Annotated in this window: 21 protein-coding genes; all 21 read left to right on the top strand. The window is 36.5% G+C overall.

Features of this window, described 5'->3' with window-relative positions:
- Window positions 1-79 precede the first annotated feature (79 nt).
- The 21 genes from CUC15_RS09050 (at window position 80) to codY (ending at window position 19354) form a co-directional block, all read left to right on the top strand.
- The gene (locus tag CUC15_RS09050) at window positions 80-397 is read left to right on the top strand and encodes a putative DNA-binding protein (protein ID WP_114916349.1); all 318 of its coding nucleotides are present in this window, start codon (window positions 80-82) and stop codon (window positions 395-397) included.
- Window positions 398-410: 13 nt separating this feature from the next.
- On the top strand, window positions 411-1754 hold the full coding sequence (ffh, locus tag CUC15_RS09055) for a signal recognition particle protein (RefSeq protein ID WP_114916350.1): 1344 nt from the start codon (window positions 411-413) through the stop codon (window positions 1752-1754).
- Window positions 1755-2091: 337 nt separating this feature from the next.
- Window positions 2092-2364: a 30S ribosomal protein S16 gene (gene rpsP, locus CUC15_RS09060; protein WP_114916351.1), complete on the top strand. Its 273-nt coding sequence runs from the start codon at window positions 2092-2094 to the stop codon at window positions 2362-2364.
- A gap of 14 nt (window positions 2365-2378) precedes the next feature.
- Window positions 2379-2606, top strand: coding sequence for a KH domain-containing protein (locus CUC15_RS09065; protein WP_114916352.1), 228 nt, complete (start codon window positions 2379-2381; stop codon window positions 2604-2606).
- Between the two features lie 75 nt (window positions 2607-2681).
- Window positions 2682-3068, top strand: coding sequence for a YlqD family protein (locus CUC15_RS09070; protein ID WP_114916353.1), 387 nt, complete (start codon window positions 2682-2684; stop codon window positions 3066-3068).
- A gap of 11 nt (window positions 3069-3079) precedes the next feature.
- On the top strand, window positions 3080-3595 hold the full coding sequence (rimM, locus tag CUC15_RS09075; RefSeq protein WP_114916354.1) for a ribosome maturation factor RimM: 516 nt from the start codon (window positions 3080-3082) through the stop codon (window positions 3593-3595).
- Complete coding sequence (trmD, locus tag CUC15_RS09080; protein ID WP_114916355.1) at window positions 3595-4326, top strand: tRNA (guanosine(37)-N1)-methyltransferase TrmD; 732 nt, start codon at window positions 3595-3597, stop codon at window positions 4324-4326. The genes rimM and trmD overlap by 1 nt, the downstream gene beginning before the upstream one ends.
- 148 nt (window positions 4327-4474) lie before the next feature.
- Window positions 4475-4822, top strand: a complete 348-nt coding sequence (gene rplS, locus CUC15_RS09085; RefSeq protein ID WP_114916356.1) for a 50S ribosomal protein L19 — start codon at window positions 4475-4477, stop codon at window positions 4820-4822.
- Between the two features lie 104 nt (window positions 4823-4926).
- On the top strand, window positions 4927-5487 hold the full coding sequence (lepB, locus tag CUC15_RS09090) for a signal peptidase I (RefSeq protein ID WP_114916357.1): 561 nt from the start codon (window positions 4927-4929) through the stop codon (window positions 5485-5487).
- Window positions 5488-5495: 8 nt separating this feature from the next.
- Entirely contained in the window at window positions 5496-6341 is an 846-nt protein-coding gene (ylqF, locus tag CUC15_RS09095) for a ribosome biogenesis GTPase YlqF (RefSeq protein WP_114916358.1), read from the top strand.
- 533 nt (window positions 6342-6874) lie between these two features.
- Window positions 6875-7651 carry a ribonuclease HII gene (locus CUC15_RS09100; protein WP_114916359.1) on the top strand — a complete coding sequence of 259 codons (777 nt, stop codon included), beginning with the start codon at window positions 6875-6877 and terminating at the stop codon, window positions 7649-7651.
- Between the two features lie 44 nt (window positions 7652-7695).
- Window positions 7696-9483: a hypothetical protein gene (locus CUC15_RS09105; RefSeq protein WP_114916360.1), complete on the top strand. Its 1788-nt coding sequence runs from the start codon at window positions 7696-7698 to the stop codon at window positions 9481-9483.
- The gene (locus CUC15_RS09110; protein WP_114916361.1) at window positions 9480-9761 is read left to right on the top strand and encodes an EscU/YscU/HrcU family type III secretion system export apparatus switch protein; all 282 of its coding nucleotides are present in this window, start codon (window positions 9480-9482) and stop codon (window positions 9759-9761) included. The genes CUC15_RS09105 and CUC15_RS09110 overlap by 4 nt, the downstream gene beginning before the upstream one ends.
- A gap of 102 nt (window positions 9762-9863) precedes the next feature.
- Complete coding sequence (gene sucC / locus CUC15_RS09115; RefSeq protein WP_114916362.1) at window positions 9864-11024, top strand: ADP-forming succinate--CoA ligase subunit beta; 1161 nt, start codon at window positions 9864-9866, stop codon at window positions 11022-11024.
- Between the two features lie 26 nt (window positions 11025-11050).
- Window positions 11051-11953, top strand: coding sequence for a succinate--CoA ligase subunit alpha (sucD, locus tag CUC15_RS09120; RefSeq protein WP_114916363.1), 903 nt, complete (start codon window positions 11051-11053; stop codon window positions 11951-11953).
- 102 nt (window positions 11954-12055) lie between these two features.
- Complete coding sequence (gene dprA, locus CUC15_RS09125) at window positions 12056-12958, top strand: DNA-processing protein DprA (RefSeq protein WP_114916364.1); 903 nt, start codon at window positions 12056-12058, stop codon at window positions 12956-12958.
- Between the two features lie 201 nt (window positions 12959-13159).
- Entirely contained in the window at window positions 13160-15238 is a 2079-nt protein-coding gene (gene topA / locus CUC15_RS09130) for a type I DNA topoisomerase (protein ID WP_114916365.1), read from the top strand.
- 414 nt (window positions 15239-15652) lie between these two features.
- The gene (gene xerC, locus CUC15_RS09135) at window positions 15653-16561 is read left to right on the top strand and encodes a tyrosine recombinase XerC (protein ID WP_114916366.1); all 909 of its coding nucleotides are present in this window, start codon (window positions 15653-15655) and stop codon (window positions 16559-16561) included.
- Between the two features lie 24 nt (window positions 16562-16585).
- A complete protein-coding gene (gene hslV / locus CUC15_RS09140) occupies window positions 16586-17131 on the top strand; it encodes an ATP-dependent protease subunit HslV (RefSeq protein WP_114916367.1) in 546 nt (181 codons plus the stop codon).
- A gap of 21 nt (window positions 17132-17152) precedes the next feature.
- Window positions 17153-18547, top strand: a complete 1395-nt coding sequence (gene hslU / locus CUC15_RS09145) for an ATP-dependent protease ATPase subunit HslU (RefSeq protein WP_114916368.1) — start codon at window positions 17153-17155, stop codon at window positions 18545-18547.
- Between the two features lie 27 nt (window positions 18548-18574).
- Window positions 18575-19354 carry a GTP-sensing pleiotropic transcriptional regulator CodY gene (codY, locus tag CUC15_RS09150; RefSeq protein ID WP_114916369.1) on the top strand — a complete coding sequence of 260 codons (780 nt, stop codon included), beginning with the start codon at window positions 18575-18577 and terminating at the stop codon, window positions 19352-19354.
- The last annotated feature ends 177 nt before the right edge of the window (window positions 19355-19531 follow it).

A 19531-nucleotide genomic window follows, 5' to 3' on the forward strand; every position in this document is an offset into this window, starting at 1 on the left:
AAGTAATATCCCTTGACAGAACGTCAAAATCCAGTATGATAAAACGTAAAGGATTTTCACTTAACAAGGGGTGAATAGGATGCTGGAAAAAACGAACAGAGTAAATTATTTATTGGATTTTTATCAAGCATTGTTAACACCCAAGCAACGTAATTACATGGAATTATATTATTTAGAGGATTATTCTCTCGGGGAAATATCTGAATTATTTCATGTGTCACGCCAAGCGGTATATGATAATATCAAACGTACAGAAGCAATGCTTGAAACATATGAAGAAAAGCTTCATTTATACGAGAAATTTGAACAGCGTTTATCAATTATTACGGAAATAGAATCATCGATAACTGATGAAAATACGTTAAATTTAATAAAACAATTAAAAGAATTAGATTAGGAGGACACCTTCTATGGCATTTGAAGGATTGGCCGACCGCCTGCAAAGTACCATTAAAAAGATTACCGGTAAGGGGAAGGTTTCTGAACAAGATGTAAAAGAAATGACCCGTGAAGTGCGCTTAGCATTACTGGAAGCAGATGTAAACTTTAAGGTGGTAAAAGATTTAATTAATCGAATTAAAGAACGTGCTGTTGGACAGGAAGTAATGGAAAGCCTAACACCTGGACAGCAAGTAATTAAAGTGGTTAAAGAAGAATTGACAGCTTTGATGGGTGGAGAACAAAGTAAGATTGCTGTTAGCGATCGTCCACCAACGGTAATTATGATGGTAGGTCTCCAAGGTGCGGGTAAAACGACGACAACAGGAAAGCTTGCTAATCTATTACGCAAGAAACACAATCGTTCACCATTACTGGTAGCTTGTGATGTATATCGTCCGGCAGCGATTAAGCAGTTAGAAACATTAGGCGTACAATTAGACATGCCAGTTTTTTCGCTTGGAACAGAGGTTAGTCCGGTAGATATTGCCAAGCAAGCAATTGAGAGAGCAAAAGAAGAGCATCATGATTATGTCATAATCGATACTGCAGGTCGACTGCATGTTGATACAAATTTAATGGATGAATTACAACAAATTAAGTCAACCGTAAACCCTGATGAAATCTTCCTTGTGGTTGATTCCATGACAGGTCAAGATGCAGTAAATGTTGCAGAGAGCTTTAATGAACAATTAGATATATCTGGTGTTATTTTGACGAAGCTTGATGGTGATACACGTGGTGGTGCAGCACTTTCAATTAAGGCTGTAACTGGTAAGCCAATTAAATTTGCAGGGATGGGTGAAAAGCTTGATCAGTTAGAAGCCTTCCATCCTGAACGAATGGCATCCAGAATTCTCGGCATGGGTGACGTTCTTTCATTAATTGAAAAAGCACAAACAAGTGTAAATGAGAAACAAGCAAAAGAGCTAGAAGAGAAAATGAGAACCATGTCATTTACATTTGATGATTTTCTGGAGCAAATGGGCCAGGTTAGAAATATGGGACCCCTCGATGAGTTAATATCAATGATTCCAGGTGCAAACAAAATGAAAGGGCTCAAAAATGCACAAATCGATGAGAAGCAAATTGTGCATGTCGAGGCGATAATTCAGTCTATGACGAAAAAAGAAAGGCAAGACCCAAGTATTATGAATGCAAGCCGTAAAAAGAGGATTGCAAAAGGGTCAGGAACGAATGTTTCCCAAGTGAATCGTTTGCTTAAGCAATTTGATGAAATGAAAAAAATGATGAAGCAAATGACGAACATGCAAAAAGGGAAAAAAGGCAAAGGAATGAAATTTCCATTCATGTAAAATATAAAAGCAAAGGCGACCGTTTAGGTAGTACGTCTGGACTTTAAGGGATAAAGGAAACTCTTTGGGAGCTATTCGAATTGATGTTGTCTTTCAACCCAAAGATGTGCGACTAAGCCCTTGGTTTCACCAATCGGCAAGTCTTCTTTATCATGTCAGGAGGTCACAGAAAGACCATTAGACCTTGATCGCAGGGTGGCCGTGCCCAGTTCCCGTATAAAAGATACGGACTGTATTTTATACTTTTTAATGTTGTAATGGAAAAATACTTTACAGACTAACAAATATCTGTTAGAATCTTAAATTGTGAATAACATTTTTATGGAGGTGCAAATAAATGGCAGTTAAAATTCGTTTAAAACGTATGGGTTCTAAAAGAAATCCATTTTATCGTATCGTTGTTGCTGATTCACGTTCTCCTCGTGACGGACGTTCTATTGAACAAATTGGAACATACAATCCAGTAGTTAATCCAGTTGAAGTTAAAATAGATGAAGAAAAAGCGCTTGATTGGATGACAAAAGGTGCAAAACCAAGTGATACAGTCCGCAATCTATTCTCAAACGAAGGCATCATGAAGAAATTCCACGACTCTAAAAACCAAAAGTAAAGTAGTGTGATATCATGAAAGCCCTAATAGAATCAATTGTCACGCCGCTTGTTGATCACCCTGAGGACATCGTAATAACGGAATCGGAAGAGGAAACAAAAATTGTTTATCATCTAACGGTTCACGGTGATGATGTTGGAAAGGTGATTGGCAAAAACGGGCGTATTGCAAAAGCGATTCGAACAGTGGTGTATGCAACAAAACAGAAAAGCAAGAAGCGTATTTATTTAGATATAATGTAAAGGGAAAGGGGATACCTTTCCCTTTTACGCATCATTGCTGGATATTAAGACGTTTTGTGAGAGTGAGGAGAAAAGTTGAAAATAATCAAGAAGGTCCTAATCAAACAAATTGTCACAGAGAAAAGCAAAGAGAAAATTACTCGCAAATTTAACGAACAGAAAATGCGACTTGAACAAGAGTGTCAACAACTCCTCTTTGAGAAAAGAAAGTTACAAAATAAAACAGGCGTATCCAAACAAGAAATCACACAGCGATTTCAGCAGGAAATAGATAATCGTAAAGAAAAGATTAAGTTAGTTGATTTTAAGACGGAACAACTGGACATGCTTGAAATAGGCAGTGAAATTATTGAAAAAGAAGTTGAAGCTCTTGTTGAAGTAACAGAGGGATCGCATTGGAATGATATTGATAATGCAGCAATTATTATTAAAGATGATGTTGTAATTAGAATAGATGAGTAGCAGGTGATAGAATGGCAGGACAAATGTTTAATATCGGTAAGATTGTAAATACACATGGTATCCGAGGCGAGATTAAGGTACTTCGCATCACTGATTTTGAAGAACGCTTTGCTGTAGGGGAAAAGGTGTATATCGCAAAGGAAAACGGAACTCTTTTAGAATTAACCATTGATGGACATCGCATGCATAAAGGCTTCGATCTTATTCATTTTGAAGGATATAATAATATTAATGATGTAGAGCATTTTAAAGGATCTAAGCTACAGATAGCAGAAGAACAGCAAAAAGAACTGGACGAGCATGAATTCTATTATCATGAGATTATTGGCTGTGAAGTTCTTACAATAAGTGGTGATAAACTTGGTGTAATTAAAGAAATACTGTCACCAGGTGCGAATGACGTATGGGTTGTAAAGCAAGAAAAAGGTAAGGACTTACTTATTCCATATATCGAAGAAGTTGTAAAAGAAATTGATGTGGAAACAAAGAAAATCGTAATTGAACCAATGGAAGGATTGCTGGATTAATGCATATTGATATTTTAACGCTTTTTCCTGAAATGTTTCCTGGAGTTTTTCAATCTTCTATATTGAATAAGGCACGTGAAAAAGGAAAATATAGTTATAATCTTGTTGACTTTAGGGAATACTCGGATAATAAACATGCAAAAGTAGACGATTATCCATATGGTGGTGGTGCAGGAATGGTATTGCAGCCACAACCCGTTTTTGATGCAGTCGAAGCAGTTACTAGCACAAAGGCAACAAAACCAAGAATCATATTAATGTGTCCGCAGGGTGAGCCTTATAACCAACAGAAAGCAGAAGAGCTGGCAAAGGAAGAGCATCTTGTAATCATTTGCGGCCATTATGAGGGTTATGATGAGCGAATTAGAGAGCATCTTGTAACAGATGAAATATCGATTGGGGACTATGTTTTAACTGGTGGAGAGCTAGGAGCAATGGTAGTTGTCGATAGCGTTGTGCGCTTACTTCCAGATGTTCTCGGTAATGAACAGTCTGCACCAATGGATTCCTTCTCCACGGGATTATTAGAACATCCACATTATACTAGACCAGCTGATTTTAGAGGGATGAAGGTTCCAGAAGTATTATTGTCGGGTGACCATGCTAAGATTGAAACTTGGCGGACAAAACAATCTTTAAAACGGACTTATGAAAGACGAAAGGATTTATTCGAGGGTCTTTCTTTGTCACCACAAGAGCAGCAGTTACTAAATGAGATTAAGAAACAATAAAATCTATCGAAATATAACAATATATTGTTGAACTCCAGGTTGTCTTATGATATATTAATTATTGTGCTTAAGTACGCTTAAGTCACTATAAACGATGTTCCGCTGTTCAGTAGTGAATGATGAACATTGGTTGGAAGGAGAATAAACTATGCAAAAACTTATTGCAGACATTACAAAAGATCAACTTCGCACTGATCATCCCGAGTTCCGTGCAGGGGATTCTGTAAAGGTACACGTTAAAGTTGTTGAAGGAACTCGTGAACGTATACAGATATTCGAAGGTGTTGTTATCAAACGTCAAAATGGTGGAATTAGCGAAACTTTCACAGTAAGAAAAATCTCTTACGGTGTAGGTGTTGAACGTACATTCCCAATCCATTCACCTCGAGTAGACAAAATCGAAGTTACTCGTCACGGTGTTGTACGTCGTGCGAAATTATACTATCTTCGTAATCTACGTGGAAAAGCTGCGCGTATCAGAGAACGCCGTTTCTAATTCACGAATCGAAAAAACAGAAAGGAGCTTGGCAATGTGCACAAGCTTCTTTTTTTACTTTAAAGAATCTAAAATGTGAAAACTGGGTGCTTGGAGGAATAAGCATGGCTAAGAAAAAAAATGAATGGTTAGACTGGATAAAGGCTTTATTAGTTGCACTTGGGTTGGCACTTATAATTCGGATGTTTTTATTTACGCCAATCATTGTTGATGGTCCATCCATGCAGCCGACGTTACATGATCGTGATCAGATGATTGTAAATAAATTTACGTATCGATTCTGGGAACCGGAGCGTTTTGATATTATCGTCTTTCATGCTAATACAGAGAAAGACTTTATTAAGCGCATTATTGGTTTACCTGGTGAGCATGTTGAAATGAAAGATGATGTATTATACATTAATGGTGAAGAAGTTGCTGAACCATTTTTACAGGATCAAAAGGACGAAATGGAGTCTTATGAAATATTAACGAATGATTTTACACTTGAGAATTTACCGGGAGAATATGAAGTTATTCCTGAGGAACATGTACTTGTTCTTGGTGATAATCGTCGTAATTCAACTGATAGCCGGGTATTAGGTGTAATTCCAATGGATCAAGTTGTTGGCAAGACAGAACTGATTTACTGGCCATTTGATCGACTACAAATAGTAGGAGAGTAGGGTGAAATATGATAATACAATGGTTTCCAGGGCATATGGCAAAAGCAAGACGGCAAGTAGAGGAAAAGTTAAAGCTTGTTGATTTTGTAATGGAATTGGTTGATGCAAGAGCACCACTTTCATCACAAAACCCAATGCTACAACAAGTATTGCAAAGTAAAACTAAAATGATTGTTTTAATGAAAAGAGATTTAGCCGACCAACGCGTAACAGAGAACTGGATTAACTACTTTAAAGATAAAGATATTCCAGCGATTGCCGTGGACGTAAATGAGAAAACAGATATAAAGAAAGTTATTCAGCTAGCTAAATCTCTTGGACAGGAAAAAATGGATAAGCTGATGAAAAAAGGTATACAACCGAGACCTGCTAGAGCAATGATAGTTGGCATTCCTAATGTTGGTAAGTCAACATTAATTAATCGTTTAGCGAATAAGAAAGTTGCACAAACAGGAGATAGACCTGGTATCACAAAGCACCAATTATGGATAAAGGTAAAGAAGGATTTTGAATTACTGGACACACCAGGTATTTTATGGCCGAAATTTGAGGATCAAATGGTTGGTTATCGTTTAGCAGCAATTGGCACGATAAAAGATCAATTATTATCACTTCAAGATATTGTTGCTTTTGTAATCAAATACTTACAAGTTCATTATCCTGCACTACTTAAAGAGAGATTTAATATTGAACATGATATGGAAGATATGTGGGAGATATTTGAATTAATAGGCAAGCAAAGAGGTGCATTGGAGAGTGGCGGAAATGTTAACCTCGATAAAGTCTCAGAAATCGTACTGCAAGACCTTCGTGCAGGAAGACTCGGTAATATAACACTTGAATCACCTGAATAATCAATAAGGCATGCATCTTAATTTTGCGGATGGATGTCTGTTTTTTATCTTGGCTGGTTGCGGCTATTGATGCTTCTTTGATGTAAAAGTGCAAACTAGTTTAATATGCTAAGGTCTCTCGTGCGTGTCGCTCCAGAAATACACTTCGCGCACCTTAGGGGAGCTGGTGAGCCTTCTTGTGCTGAAGCACTTCGAAGTCTCACTTAGGCATTTCTTCCCGCAGGAGTCTTCGTGTATTTCTTCCGCTAAGATGGTGCGAGAAAATATAATTTACTGTCTCTCTATAAAAAGAGATAGCATTTCTCTCTCTTACGACTGTTGATTGCAGCGGAGGACAGGTGACTCCTGCGGGAACAGCGAAGATGTTGAGACCATAGCGTTCTTTGCTAGGGGCTCAGCTCGAGCCCTCCGGATGCGCGACTGTCCGCAGCGGAAATCAACATTGCGCCTAGTTCGCAGTTTATATAAAATCATGATAAACAATTAAGATAGATCATTTTTTAACGATATATAATAGAAAGAAAGGTGTCATCATGGGGAAACAAACGATTTCAATTATAAAAAATATGCTAGATAATGATAAAGTAAATGAAGAAATACTTGAGGAATTAATGAAGGATGAACGGAAAGGTGTTCAAAAATTAATTCATACATACGAAAAACGTCTGGCAAAGGAAAGAGAACTAGAGAAGAACTATCTGGAAATGTGCCATTATGAACAGTCAGCCTTTGGAAAAGGTAAACAATTTGTAGCTGGCATTGATGAGGCAGGAAGAGGACCGCTTGCAGGACCAGTCGTTGCTGCAGCAGTTATCTTGCCACACGATTTTAAACTGCTTGGATTAAATGATTCCAAGCAAATAAATGAAGCAACAAGAGAAAAGTTTTATTCTATCATTAAAAAGGAAGCTATTAGCTATGGAGTTTCTATCATTAGCAATGAAACAATCGATGAAGTTAATATATTTGAGGCAACAAAATTAGCAATGAGAGAAGCTGTCAATCAGCTCGAACCGAAACCAGATCATGTACTAATTGATGCGGTCCATCTAAATGGTCTCCCTTGCACATCCGAGTCAATCATCAAAGGGGACGCAAAAAGTATTAGTATTGCAGCGGCAAGTATTTTAGCAAAAGTATCACGTGACATATTAATGAAAGAAATACATCAAAAATATCCAAATTATGATTTCATTTCAAATATGGGTTATGGCACAAAGCATCATATGGACATGTTAAAAGCATATGGAGCAACACCATATCATAGAAAGTCGTTTGCTCCAGTGCGGGATGTACTTACTATATCATGAGGTGAGCTGTTATAGATTATGAATAGGTAAGGGAGTGAGTCTCCGTGAGTATTAATAAAATAGTAGGAACACGAATTAATCCAGCATTAGAACCTCAACAAAAATTGCGAACTGGACAAATCGTTGAAGGAAAAATATTGCAATTATATCCTAATAATAAAGCACAAATACTACTAGGAATGCAAAAAATGACTGCTCAACTTGAAGCTAATCTTCTGGTCGGTGAAAAGTATCATTTCCAAGTACAGTCAACCGGTAATGTTATACCGTTAAAGGTGATTGGTAAACCATTAACAAGCCATACAAAAACAAATGCTGATCGTTTACTGAAGCATTTAGGGTTAAAAACAACAAAAGCCAATATAGCATTGGTAGAACAGCTTTTAGATAGGAACATTACTTTTAATAAGACACAGTTAATCGATGCTATTCAGCTATTGGACAGAAAAAAGGGTAATGCGCAGACACAAAATGTATTAACAGAAATGATTTCACGGAAATTACCTATTAATCAGTATATATTCGAAGCACTTCAGACAGCTGATTCAACAACACAAATTGAATCAATGAAAGATTTATTGAATCAGTTAAGGAAAAATAATCTGCACCCAGAACTCGCAAACCAATTAAGTCAGTTGACTGAAAAGCCAACTGACCCTCATACGACATTGGTTAAACAAATTAATTCAAACAGTCAACCATTATACCAGTTGTTTAAAACATTAGGGGCAATAAATCAAAACATTGACTTCACTACATGGGAATCAGCTTGGAAGTCAATATCCTATGGAATAGAGCAGTTTAATGCTAATCAGAGAAATGATACAAATCAATCATTAATTGACCCTAAACTGCCATTTAATTTAGATTTTAACAGGATATTTCAAACCTTAAAACAGCTGAATGTTAACCGAGCATCCATCCTTACTCAAGTTGATAGTTTATTACAAACATCTGCAAGTAATTTAACTGACGCTATTTCAACGAATTCGGCACTATCAGCTATGGCATTTACAGTACTTAAGCAAAAGCTCGTTCAAGAATTGACGCCATTTTTAGGGAAGGAAATGGCACAAGTAATTATAGAGTTAGAAAATAATCCGAAACAATTAGCGCAGGTTCGAACATTATTGCATATGTTGCGCAATCAACAAACATATACAATGCTAGAAAACATCCTGTCGTCAATTAACACAAATCAGGCATTTCTTACAGCAACTTCTAAACAGCAATTTTTACAACAGCTTAATCAAACGCTTTTACTTACTGGAATATCATATGAAAATCAAGTTGCAAACGAGCAAATTCAACAAACAACAATCAAGGAAATGCTGCTCCACTTGTTGCAAAATAATGATGGATTATTGAAAGAACCGGCTACGAAGTTACTGCATTTTATCAGTGGCATGCAAATTAATTCCGTACAGGAATCTACTAATTTTATCCAAGCCAACTTGCAAATCCCCGCTGAAAAACTAGGCTTAACCAACGATATTAAGTTAGATTTTGAAAGTAGAAAAACAGAAGATGGAGAAATTAATCCAGAATTTTGTAGAATATTATTTTATCTAGATCTTGCTAAATTAAAAGAGACAGTAATCGATATGAATATTCAGAGACGATCTATTTCGATTACAATCTTTAATGATTTTCATCAGCTAAAGGTGAGTGCAGATGCTTTGCAACCATTGCTTAAAAAAGGATTAGAGGACCTTAATTATCATCTGTCCAGTGTATCCATAAAACCTCTAACAGAGAAAGAACAAATAAAGACAAAACTGGTTAATTATAAAGCGGATCAAGCAAACGGTGGAGTTGATTATCGAATATGACTGAAAAACGTAATAAAGCAGCTGCACTCAAATATGTGGCGGAAACTGATTATGCTCCTAGAGTATCTGCAACTGGTAAAGGTATGATTGCGGATGAAATAATTAAGAAGGCAAAAGAAAATAATGTACCTATTATAGAAGATGCTTCACTAGTAGAGTTATTAGCAGAAATAAATATTAATGAAGTAATTCCTGAAGAGTTGTATAAAGTTGTTGCGGAAGTTTTCGCTTTTATTTACCGTGCGGATCAGAATATGGAAAAAAGGGATGAAAATTGACTTCATCTCTTTCTTGAATTATTAATCTATTCTATAATTCTTGTTTATTTTGTCAATTTTTAATACAATGAAGTTGCAGTTAAATTGATAGGAGGATGAAAGATGAACATTCACGAATATCAAGGCAAAGAACTCTTGCGTGAGTTTGGTGTCAAGGTTCCTAATGGATTTGTTGCATTTACGGTGGACGAAGCTGTAGAAGCTGCTGAAAAATTAGGCACAAATGTAACCGTTGTAAAAGCGCAAATCCATGCAGGAGGACGCGGAAAAGCTGGTGGTGTTAAAGTCGCTAAAAGCTTGGACGAAGTTCGTACATATGCGAATGAAATATTAGGAAAGACGCTAGTAACCCATCAAACGGGTCCAGCAGGCAAAGAAGTTAAACGCTTACTTATTGAAGAAGGCTGTGACATACAAAAAGAATATTATGTGGGTGTTGTACTTGACCGCGCAACCTCTCGTGTTGTCATGATGGCTTCTGAAGAGGGTGGAACAGAGATTGAAGAAGTAGCTGAAGAGTCTCCAGAGAAAATTTTTAAGGAAGTAATTGATCCTGCTATCGGCCTCTCTCCTTATCAAGCTCGTAGACTAGCATTCAATATTAATATACCAAACGAATTAATTAATAAAGCAGTACAATTTATGACAAGTCTTTATCAAGCATTTGTCGAAAAAGATTGTTCCATTGCAGAAATTAATCCATTAGTTACAACTGGTGATGGTGAAGTTCTTGCACTTGATGCGAAGCTTAACTTTGATGATAACGCATTGTATCGTCATAAAGATATTCAAGAATTGCGCGATTTAGAAGAGGAAGATGAAAAAGAAATTGAAGCATCAAAATATGACTTAAGTTATATCTCCTTAGAAGGAAATATTGGATGTATGGTTAATGGTGCTGGTCTTGCTATGTCAACGATGGATATCATTAAACATTATGGCGGTGATCCAGCTAACTTCCTCGATGTTGGAGGCGGTGCAACAGCAGAGAAAGTAACCGAAGCATTTAAGATTATCCTTTCTGACCCTAATGTTAAAGGAATTTTTGTGAATATCTTTGGTGGAATTATGAAGTGTGATGTAATTGCAGAAGGTGTTGTCGAAGCAACAAAACAAGTAGGATTAGAAATTCCACTAGTTGTTCGTTTAGAAGGAACAAATGTAGAATTAGGGAAGAATATTTTGAAAGAATCTGGTCTTAATATAACAGCTGCAGACTCTATGGCTGATGGCGCTGAAAAAATCGTTTCTTTAGTAAAATAGTAAATAATAGAAAGGGCGGCATATAAATGGGTGTATATATTAATAAAGATACAAAAGTAATTGTCCAAGGAATTACAGGGTCTACAGCTACATTCCATACGAAACAAATGCTAGAGTATGGCACCAAAATAGTTGGTGGCGTAACACCTAAAAAAGGTGGGACAGAAGTAGAAGGTGTCCCAGTATTTAATACTTTACAGGAAGCGGTAGATGAAACAGGTGCAACGGTTTCAGTGATTTATGTACCAGCACCATTTGCAGCAGACGCAATTATCGAAGCCGTTGATGCAGAGTTAGATCTAGTAATTTGTATTACAGAGCATATCCCAGTGTTAGATATGGTAAAAGTGAAACGTTATATGGAAGGCAAGAAAACTCGTCTTATTGGACCGAATTGCCCGGGAGTAATCACTGCTGATGAAACAAAGGTAGGAATTATGCCAGGCTACATTCATAAAAAAGGTCATATTGGCGTTGTATCGCGTTCAGGTACGTTGACATATGAAGCAGTTCATCAATTAACACAAGCAGGTTATGGCCAAACATCTGCGGTCGGTATTGGTGGGGACCCTGTAAATGGGACAAACTTTATCGATGTTTTAAAAGCATTTAATGAAGATGATCAAACAGAAGCGGTAATCATGATTGGAGAAATTGGTGGTACGGCAGAAGAAGAGGCTGCAGAATGGGTGAAAGCAAATATGAATAAACCTGTTGTTGGCTTTATTGGCGGTGCTACAGCCCCTCCAGGGAAACGAATGGGACATGCTGGTGCCATTATCTCAGGTGGGAAAGGAACGGCTGCAGAAAAGATTCGTGTGATGGAAGCTAGTGGAATTTCTGTTGCAGAAACACCTGCTGTTATGGGAGAAACAATGATAAGAGTATTAGAAGAAAATGGACTAGCAGAAAAATGTAAAACCCATTAATAATATTGATTCTTGAACTTAATATAAGATAGAAGAACTGGAACCTAACCTTCTTGTTGTTGGTTCCAGTTTTATAAATTAATAAGAAAAGGAAGTGATGGTTTGAACCCGCAACGAAAACGGCTAATACATATTAGTAGATGTCGTGGATTAACAAGAAGAATAATCCGAATAATCCTCTTTCAAGATCCCACTTTATTAAAAATCTATTCACTATCCCCCACACAAATTAGTGAACAATTTTATTTGCCAATGAAAAATGCTACATTATTCTTTCAGGATCTTCATAATGTAGGTATACGCAAACAATTAACTGCAGATTCAACAAACTTCAAAACTGTCACAATACTTGACGAAGACTATCCTCGTATGTTAAATACAATTAAAGATGCGCCACTAGTATTATATGCAATTGGTGATGTATCATTATTGTCGTTTACACCCTCATTAAGTGTAATAGGAACTAGAAACCCATCGAATGAGGCGATGAAGAAGGTTGAGCATATCGTAAAACCATTAGTGGGGGACGACTGGTTAATTGTAAGCGGGATGGCAAAAGGAATTGATAGTTTTGCACATCAAACATCTCTTAAAAATAATGGAAAAACCATCGCAGTATTGGGAGGTGGATTTCATCATGTCTATCCCAAACAAAACCTCCCCTTGTTTCACCAAATTGCTGAAAAGGGTTTAATTATCTCGGAATACGCTCCTAATCGCCCGCCAGCTAAGTATCATTTTCCTGAAAGGAATCGTATAATAAGTGGACTTAGCTTTGGAACATTAGTAATTGAAGCAACGGAAAGAAGCGGTACATTAATTACTGTCGATCAGGCCTTGGATCAGGGTAGAGAAGTTTATGCTGTACCTGGTTCTCCAATAGTTCCTCAAACAAAGGGATGTCATCAACTGATTCAGGATGGAGCTAAGTTAGTTACAGATGCAAAGGATATAATGGAAGATTGGGAACGTATTAGAAATTATCAATCTACATTATTTACATGAAGATTATGTTAGCAGATGAGAAAGTCTATAACACTTCCTCAATTAATAAATGTATTTAAGCATATCAACAAGTTTTCTAAGAATGATATATGAGTGTTTAATTAATAAGAGTAGTAAGATTGACAAATACAGCTTCTATCCTTACTATTAGTGAAAGATTTTAAAATATTAATTGTCAACCTCATTTTAGGAGGATTTATTATGTCGGAATATCTAGTAATTGTAGAATCGCCAGCAAAAGCAAAAACAATTGAACGTTATTTAGGAAAAAAATATGAAGTAAAAGCATCAATGGGTCATATACGCGACCTCCCTAAAAGTCAGATGGGTGTTGATGTTGAGGATAATTTTAATCCAAAATATATCACAATCCGTGGAAAAGGTGATGTATTAAAAGAGCTTCGGAAATCGGCAAAAAAAGCTAAAAAAATATATCTCGCAGCCGACCCCGACAGAGAGGGAGAAGCAATTGCCTGGCATTTAGCTCATATTTTAAATGTAGATGAAAATTCAGAATGTCGCGTTGTCTTTAATGAAATAACAAAGGATGCAATTAAGGAATCATTTAAACATCCTAGGTCAATTGATCTTGATTTAGTGGATGCACAACAAGCAAGACGTATTCTTGATCGATTAGTTGGCTACAACATTAGTCCGTTACTTTGGAAAAAAGTTAAAAAAGGGCTAAGTGCTGGACGTGTACAATCTGTTGCGCTTAAGATGATCTTGGATCGCGAAAAAGAAATTGAGAACTTTAAACCAGAAGAATACTGGTCAATCGAAGCAACCTTCCTCAATGAAAAAGACTCGTTTGAAGGTTCATTTTATGGCCTTGATGGGGAAAAGCAAGAATTGAAAACGGAAGCAGATGTACAGGAAATAACAAAGAAATTAGCTAATGATAAATTTAAAATTGAGAAAATTAACAAGCGGGAACGTAAACGGAATGCACCTAAACCATTCATTACATCTTCCTTACAGCAAGAGGCAGCTCGTAAATTAAACTACCGAGCAAGAAAAACAATGATGGTTGCACAGCAATTATATGAAGGAATAGACCTTGGCAGAAAAGCAGGCGGTATTACAGGACTAATTACGTACATGCGAACGGATTCAACAAGGATTTCTGATACTGCTAAAGAAGAAGCAAGGGGCTTTATTTTAGAAAAACATGGTAAGGAGTATCTTGGCACAAGTGCACCTTCAAAGAATAAAGAAGGGGCCCAGGATGCGCATGAGGCAATTCGCCCTACATCGGTATTAAGAGAACCTAGCTCGCTGAAAGAAATACTATCTAACGACCAGTTTCGATTATATAAACTAATTTGGGAACGATTCTTGGCTAGTCAAATGTCTCCTGCAGTAATGGATACAATGACCGTTCATTTGGTTAATAATGGCGTTGAATTTCGTGCAACTGGATCAAAGATTAAATTTAAAGGGTTTATGAAGATCTATATTGAAGGAACAGATGATAATAAAAAAGTAGAAGATAAGCTACTCCCTAATTTAACAGAAGGGATGGTTGTTGATACGAAAGAAATTATACCGAACCAACACTTCACACAGCCACCCCCAAGATTTACGGAAGCAAGACTCGTGCAAGTGATGGAAGAACTAGGAATTGGCAGACCATCAACCTATGCTCCAACCATTGATACGATTCAACGTAGAGGATATGTATCAATTGATAATAAACGATTTATGCCAACCGAACTCGGAACAATCGTTAATGAATTAGTGGAAGAATTTTTCCCTGAAATCATTAATGTTGATTTTACAGTAAAAATGGAAGCTGATCTAGATTCGATTGAAGATGGTAAACGAGAATGGGTTACGATAATCGATGATTTCTACCAAGGATTTAGTAAACGACTTGAAACTGCAGAAAAAGAAATGGAAAAAATTGAGATTAAAGATGAACCGGCTGGAATTGACTGTGAAAATTGCGGACATGAAATGGTTTATAAAATGGGAAGATATGGAAAATTCCTAGCTTGTTCTAATTTTCCGGAGTGTCGGAATACGAAACCAATCTTAAAGGAAATTGGGGTTAAATGTCCGACATGTAAAGAAGGAAACGTAGTAGAACGTAAATCTAAGAAACGCCGAACTTTCTACGGCTGTGACCGATTCCCTGAATGTGACTTCGTATCATGGGATAAACCAATTGCTAGACCATGTCCGAAGTGTGACTCGCTTTTAGTAGAGAAGAAAAGTAAGAAAGAAACACAAGTGCAGTGTACAAATTGTGACTATAAAGAAAACGAACAAAACTAATTCAATACTGTCCATCGCTTAAGATGGGCAGTATTGTTTTGTTTAGTAAAAACGGATTCTTAATAAAATTTCATAAAAAAATGAATGATGTTTAACTTATTGAATTTTGGTAAAACTATTTAGAAATAATAAATTAGCAATTCATTTTAATAAAGGTGATTCACAAAAAATTCACTAAATCGCTTTATCGGCAGTTAAACCGTTAATATTTGTTGACTAATCAGTTTCAAGGATTTATAATATCGCTTTGGTAGGTCGAATTTAGTTTATTAGCTAAATTAACAAATCGTTTGAAAAATACCATTAATACATAATTGGCTACGATTCAGAATTTTGTTGCAATTTAGTCAAATTTATTGCATCAGTAAGATTTGTATGGTATGATTTATTCGCAGTCCTATTGAGGTGCATAAAATGGAAGAATTCTTTACTCAGTTTCAATCATTTGTTGAATATTTGCAGATAGAAAAAAACGCTTCTCCGTATACCGTGAAGTGTTATCAGAGTGATCTGGAATCTTTCTCAGGATTTTTAAATCAAGAAGGGATTCATCAATTGAACGATGTTAATCATCAAGTTGTTCGATTGTTCCTAACGAATTTATATAATCAAAAACTAAGTAGAAGATCTGTATCAAGAAAAATCTCTTCGTTACGTAGTTTTTATAAATTCATGGAACGGGAGAAGCAAGTTGAAACCAATCCGTTTATTCAAATAACATTACCTAAAACAACGAAACCGATTCCAGGTTTTTTATATATGGAGGAACTAGAAAAGCTGTTTGAAGTAAGTGATATGACGGAACCTTTAGGCCAACGTGATCAGGCAATCTTGGAAACTCTTTATGGTACTGGTATAAGAGTAAGTGAATGTCAAGGCATTAAGTTAGGCGACATTGATTTTACAATTGGTACCATCTTTATTAAAGGGAAGGGTCGGAAAGAGCGTTATGTTCCTTTTGGAAGGTATGCAGAAATTGCCTTGGAGACGTACATACAAGAAGGCAGACAGAAGCTACTGGAAAAATCAGGAATAGAAACGGACGCTCTATTCTTAAATGCACGTGGTAGAACACTAACAGTAAGAGGTATACGACTTATTCTGAATAAGATGGTTGATAATGCGGCATTAACTGTTCATGTACACCCACATAAATTACGGCATACATTTGCAACTCATTTACTAAATGAAGGTGCTGATCTCCGTACCGTGCAAGAACTACTCGGGCATGATAATTTATCTTCCACTCAAATCTATACTCATGTAACAAAAGATCATTTACGAGATGTGTACATGAAGAGTCATCCAAGAGCAAATGATTAAATGCTACTAAAGAGGTGATCGTTTTTGACAAATGAAATGCATGCTACCACTATTTTTGCTATTCAACATAATGGAAAGTGCGCTATGAGTGGCGACGGTCAAGTTACATTAGGCAATTCCGTAATAATGAAACACAAGGCAAAGAAAGTTAGAACACTGTTTGAAGGTCAAGTTTTAGCGGGTTTTGCTGGTTCAGTAGCAGATGCGTTTACATTATTTGAGAAATTCGAAGGAAAACTAGAAGCCTTTAACGGTAATTTAACACGTGCTGCTGTTGACTTAGCGCAAGAATGGCGGAGTGATCGAGTATTGAGAAAATTAGAAGCAATGCTGATTGTGATGAATAAAGAGCATATGTTTTTAGTTTCTGGAACTGGGGAAGTGATCGAGCCTGATGATGGAATACTTGCAATTGGTTCAGGTGGTAATTATGCACTCAGCGCAGGAAGAGCTTTAGTAAGACATTCAAGTGGGTTATCTGCTAAAGATATAGCACAAACAGCGTTAGAAGTTGCTAGTGAAATTTGTGTATTCACAAATGATTATATTACTTTAGAGGTACTTGAATAATAAGGGAGGTCTTTCTAAAGCATGGGAATTGATTACACTCCAAAACAAATTGTAAGCCAGTTGGATAAGTATGTCATCGGACAAAAGAGTGCAAAGAGAGCCGTTGCTGTTGCACTTAGGAATCGTTATCGAAGAATGCAGCTTGATGATGCGATAAAAGAAGAGATTATGCCTAAGAATATTTTAATGATTGGACCTACAGGAGTTGGGAAGACAGAAATTGCTAGAAGATTGGCGAAGCTTGTTGGTGCGCCATTTGTAAAAGTCGAAGCAACTAAATTCACAGAAGTTGGTTATGTTGGCCGTGATGTAGAATCGATGGTGCGTGACTTAGTAGAGATGGCTGTACGAATGATTAAAGAAGAGAAAATGCATGAAGTAATGGATGAAGCACAGCGAAAAGCGAACAAAAAGCTAGTCAGTTTATTAGTTCCACAGACTAAGAAACAAGCAGGCATTAAAAATCCGTTTGAAATGTTTTTTTCTAATCAAGAATCAGATCAAGCTGAAAATGATGCAAGTGACAAGGATGAAGATATTAAGAACAAACGCAGGCAAGTCGAGCATAAACTTGCACTTGGAGAACTTGAAGATCAAATGATCACTGTTGAAATCGAAGAAGTGCCTCCATCTATGTTTGATATGTTGCAAGGATCGGGTATGGAACATATGGGCATGAATATGCAGGATGCTTTTGGACAGTTTATGCCAAGTAAGAAAAAGAAACGAAGACTACCTGTCGAGGAAGCAAGAAAGGTGTTAACACACCAAGAGGCACAGAAGCTAGTAGATATGGAAGAAGTAGCCCAGATAGCAATAGAGCGAGCGGAACAGGCTGGCATTATCTTTATTGATGAAATTGATAAAGTAGTAAGTAAAGGTGAAAATATGGCAAATGTTTCGCGAGAAGGAGTCCAACGGGATATTCTGCCAATAGTTGAGGGCTCCACTGTTGTTACGAAACACGGTCCAGTCAAAACGGATCATATGTTGTTTATTGCGGCGGGCGCATTTCATATTGCGAAACCTTCTAATTTAATACCTGAGCTGCAGGGAAGATTTCCGATTCGAGTGGAGCTTGAAAAGTTGTCGACCGAGGATTTTAGACTGATTTTAACAGAGCCTTCAAATGCGTTAATTAAACAATATCAAGCATTATTAAAAACAGAAGGTATAGATGTTGTTTTTACAGACGAAGCTATAGATAGGCTTGCTGAGATTGCATTTCAAGTAAATCAGGATACAGATAATATTGGCGCAAGAAGGCTTCATACGATAATGGAAAAACTGTTAGAGGATCTATCATTTGAATCACCTGAAATAACAATGGAGAAAATTGAAATCACTCCGAACTATGTAGACCAAAAATTAAAAAGTATTGTACAAAACAAAGACTTAAGTCAATTCATACTATAACATGAAACAATTGAATGGAGGATTATCATGGAATTATTAGATCGCGCAAGAAAAATTAATGCAATGTTACAAAAGGCAACAGGAAAATCGGTGAATTTTAACGATATGTCTGCATCTTTAAGAGATGTAATCGAGGGAAATATTTATATTCTTAGCAGAAGAGGTAAGTTATTAGGTTTTGCGGTAACAAAAGAAGTTGAAAACGAACGCATGAAAAAAATGCTTGAAGAAAGACAATTCCCAGAAGAATATACGCAAGGACTTTCAAGCATTCATGAAACAACAGCAAACCTTGATATCGATAGCCCACAGTCTGTGTTCCCTGTTGAAAACAAAGATTTATTCAAAAACGGTTTAACAACAGTTGTACCTATTATTGGTGGAGGGGAACGTCTAGGAACGCTTGTACTTGGAAGAGTGAACGATACCTTTAATGATGATGACCTATTACTTGCAGAATATGGTGCAACGGTTGTTGGTATGGAAATCTTACATGAGAAAACTGAAGAAATTGAAATGGAAGCGAGAAGTAAAGCGGTTGTACAAATGGCGATTAGTTCATTATCTTATAGTGAATTAGAAGCAATTGATCACATCTTTGAAGAACTAAACGGTAACGAAGGGCTTCTAGTAGCAAGTAAAATTGCAGATAGAGTGGGAATTACAAGATCTGTAATTGTTAATGCCTTACGTAAACTTGAAAGTGCTGGTGTTATCGAATCGCGTTCATTAGGTATGAAGGGTACTTATATTAAAGTGCTAAACGATAAATTCTTAGTAGAACTTGAAAAATTACGTACAAGATAAATCTAAAAAAAGCTAGGACTCATAAATAAATGAGTCGTAGCTTTTTTAGATTTATGCACATAGCAATAAATAACATTAGAAATAATGCCTATGTTTTTAATTAAGTAATGGTACTATGTTGACGAAATTAAAGGATTAAGTTCGCTCTCAATTTAAGCCAAATTAACTAAGTCTAAT

Source organism: Oceanobacillus zhaokaii, assembly GCF_003352005.1.
Taxonomy (GTDB): Bacteria; Bacillota; Bacilli; order Bacillales; family Amphibacillaceae; genus Oceanobacillus; species Oceanobacillus zhaokaii.

What these genes read in the sequence shown, in the direction of transcription:
- CUC15_RS09050 (WP_114916349.1), top strand. Translation starts at nt 80, where the DNA reads ATGCTGGAAAAAACGAACAGAGTAAATTATTTATTGGATTTTTATCAA.
- ffh (WP_114916350.1), top strand. Translation starts at nt 411, where the DNA reads ATGGCATTTGAAGGATTGGCCGACCGCCTGCAAAGTACCATTAAAAAG.
- rpsP (WP_114916351.1), top strand. Translation starts at nt 2,092, where the DNA reads ATGGCAGTTAAAATTCGTTTAAAACGTATGGGTTCTAAAAGAAATCCA.
- CUC15_RS09065 (WP_114916352.1), top strand. Translation starts at nt 2,379, where the DNA reads ATGAAAGCCCTAATAGAATCAATTGTCACGCCGCTTGTTGATCACCCT.
- rimM (WP_114916354.1), top strand. Translation starts at nt 3,080, where the DNA reads ATGGCAGGACAAATGTTTAATATCGGTAAGATTGTAAATACACATGGT.
- trmD (WP_114916355.1), top strand. Translation starts at nt 3,595, where the DNA reads ATGCATATTGATATTTTAACGCTTTTTCCTGAAATGTTTCCTGGAGTT.
- rplS (WP_114916356.1), top strand. Translation starts at nt 4,475, where the DNA reads ATGCAAAAACTTATTGCAGACATTACAAAAGATCAACTTCGCACTGAT.
- lepB (WP_114916357.1), top strand. Translation starts at nt 4,927, where the DNA reads ATGGCTAAGAAAAAAAATGAATGGTTAGACTGGATAAAGGCTTTATTA.
- ylqF (WP_114916358.1), top strand. Translation starts at nt 5,496, where the DNA reads ATGATAATACAATGGTTTCCAGGGCATATGGCAAAAGCAAGACGGCAA.
- CUC15_RS09100 (WP_114916359.1), top strand. Translation starts at nt 6,875, where the DNA reads ATGGGGAAACAAACGATTTCAATTATAAAAAATATGCTAGATAATGAT.
- CUC15_RS09110 (WP_114916361.1), top strand. Translation starts at nt 9,480, where the DNA reads ATGACTGAAAAACGTAATAAAGCAGCTGCACTCAAATATGTGGCGGAA.
- sucC (WP_114916362.1), top strand. Translation starts at nt 9,864, where the DNA reads ATGAACATTCACGAATATCAAGGCAAAGAACTCTTGCGTGAGTTTGGT.
- sucD (WP_114916363.1), top strand. Translation starts at nt 11,051, where the DNA reads ATGGGTGTATATATTAATAAAGATACAAAAGTAATTGTCCAAGGAATT.
- topA (WP_114916365.1), top strand. Translation starts at nt 13,160, where the DNA reads ATGTCGGAATATCTAGTAATTGTAGAATCGCCAGCAAAAGCAAAAACA.
- xerC (WP_114916366.1), top strand. Translation starts at nt 15,653, where the DNA reads ATGGAAGAATTCTTTACTCAGTTTCAATCATTTGTTGAATATTTGCAG.
- hslU (WP_114916368.1), top strand. Translation starts at nt 17,153, where the DNA reads ATGGGAATTGATTACACTCCAAAACAAATTGTAAGCCAGTTGGATAAG.
- codY (WP_114916369.1), top strand. Translation starts at nt 18,575, where the DNA reads ATGGAATTATTAGATCGCGCAAGAAAAATTAATGCAATGTTACAAAAG.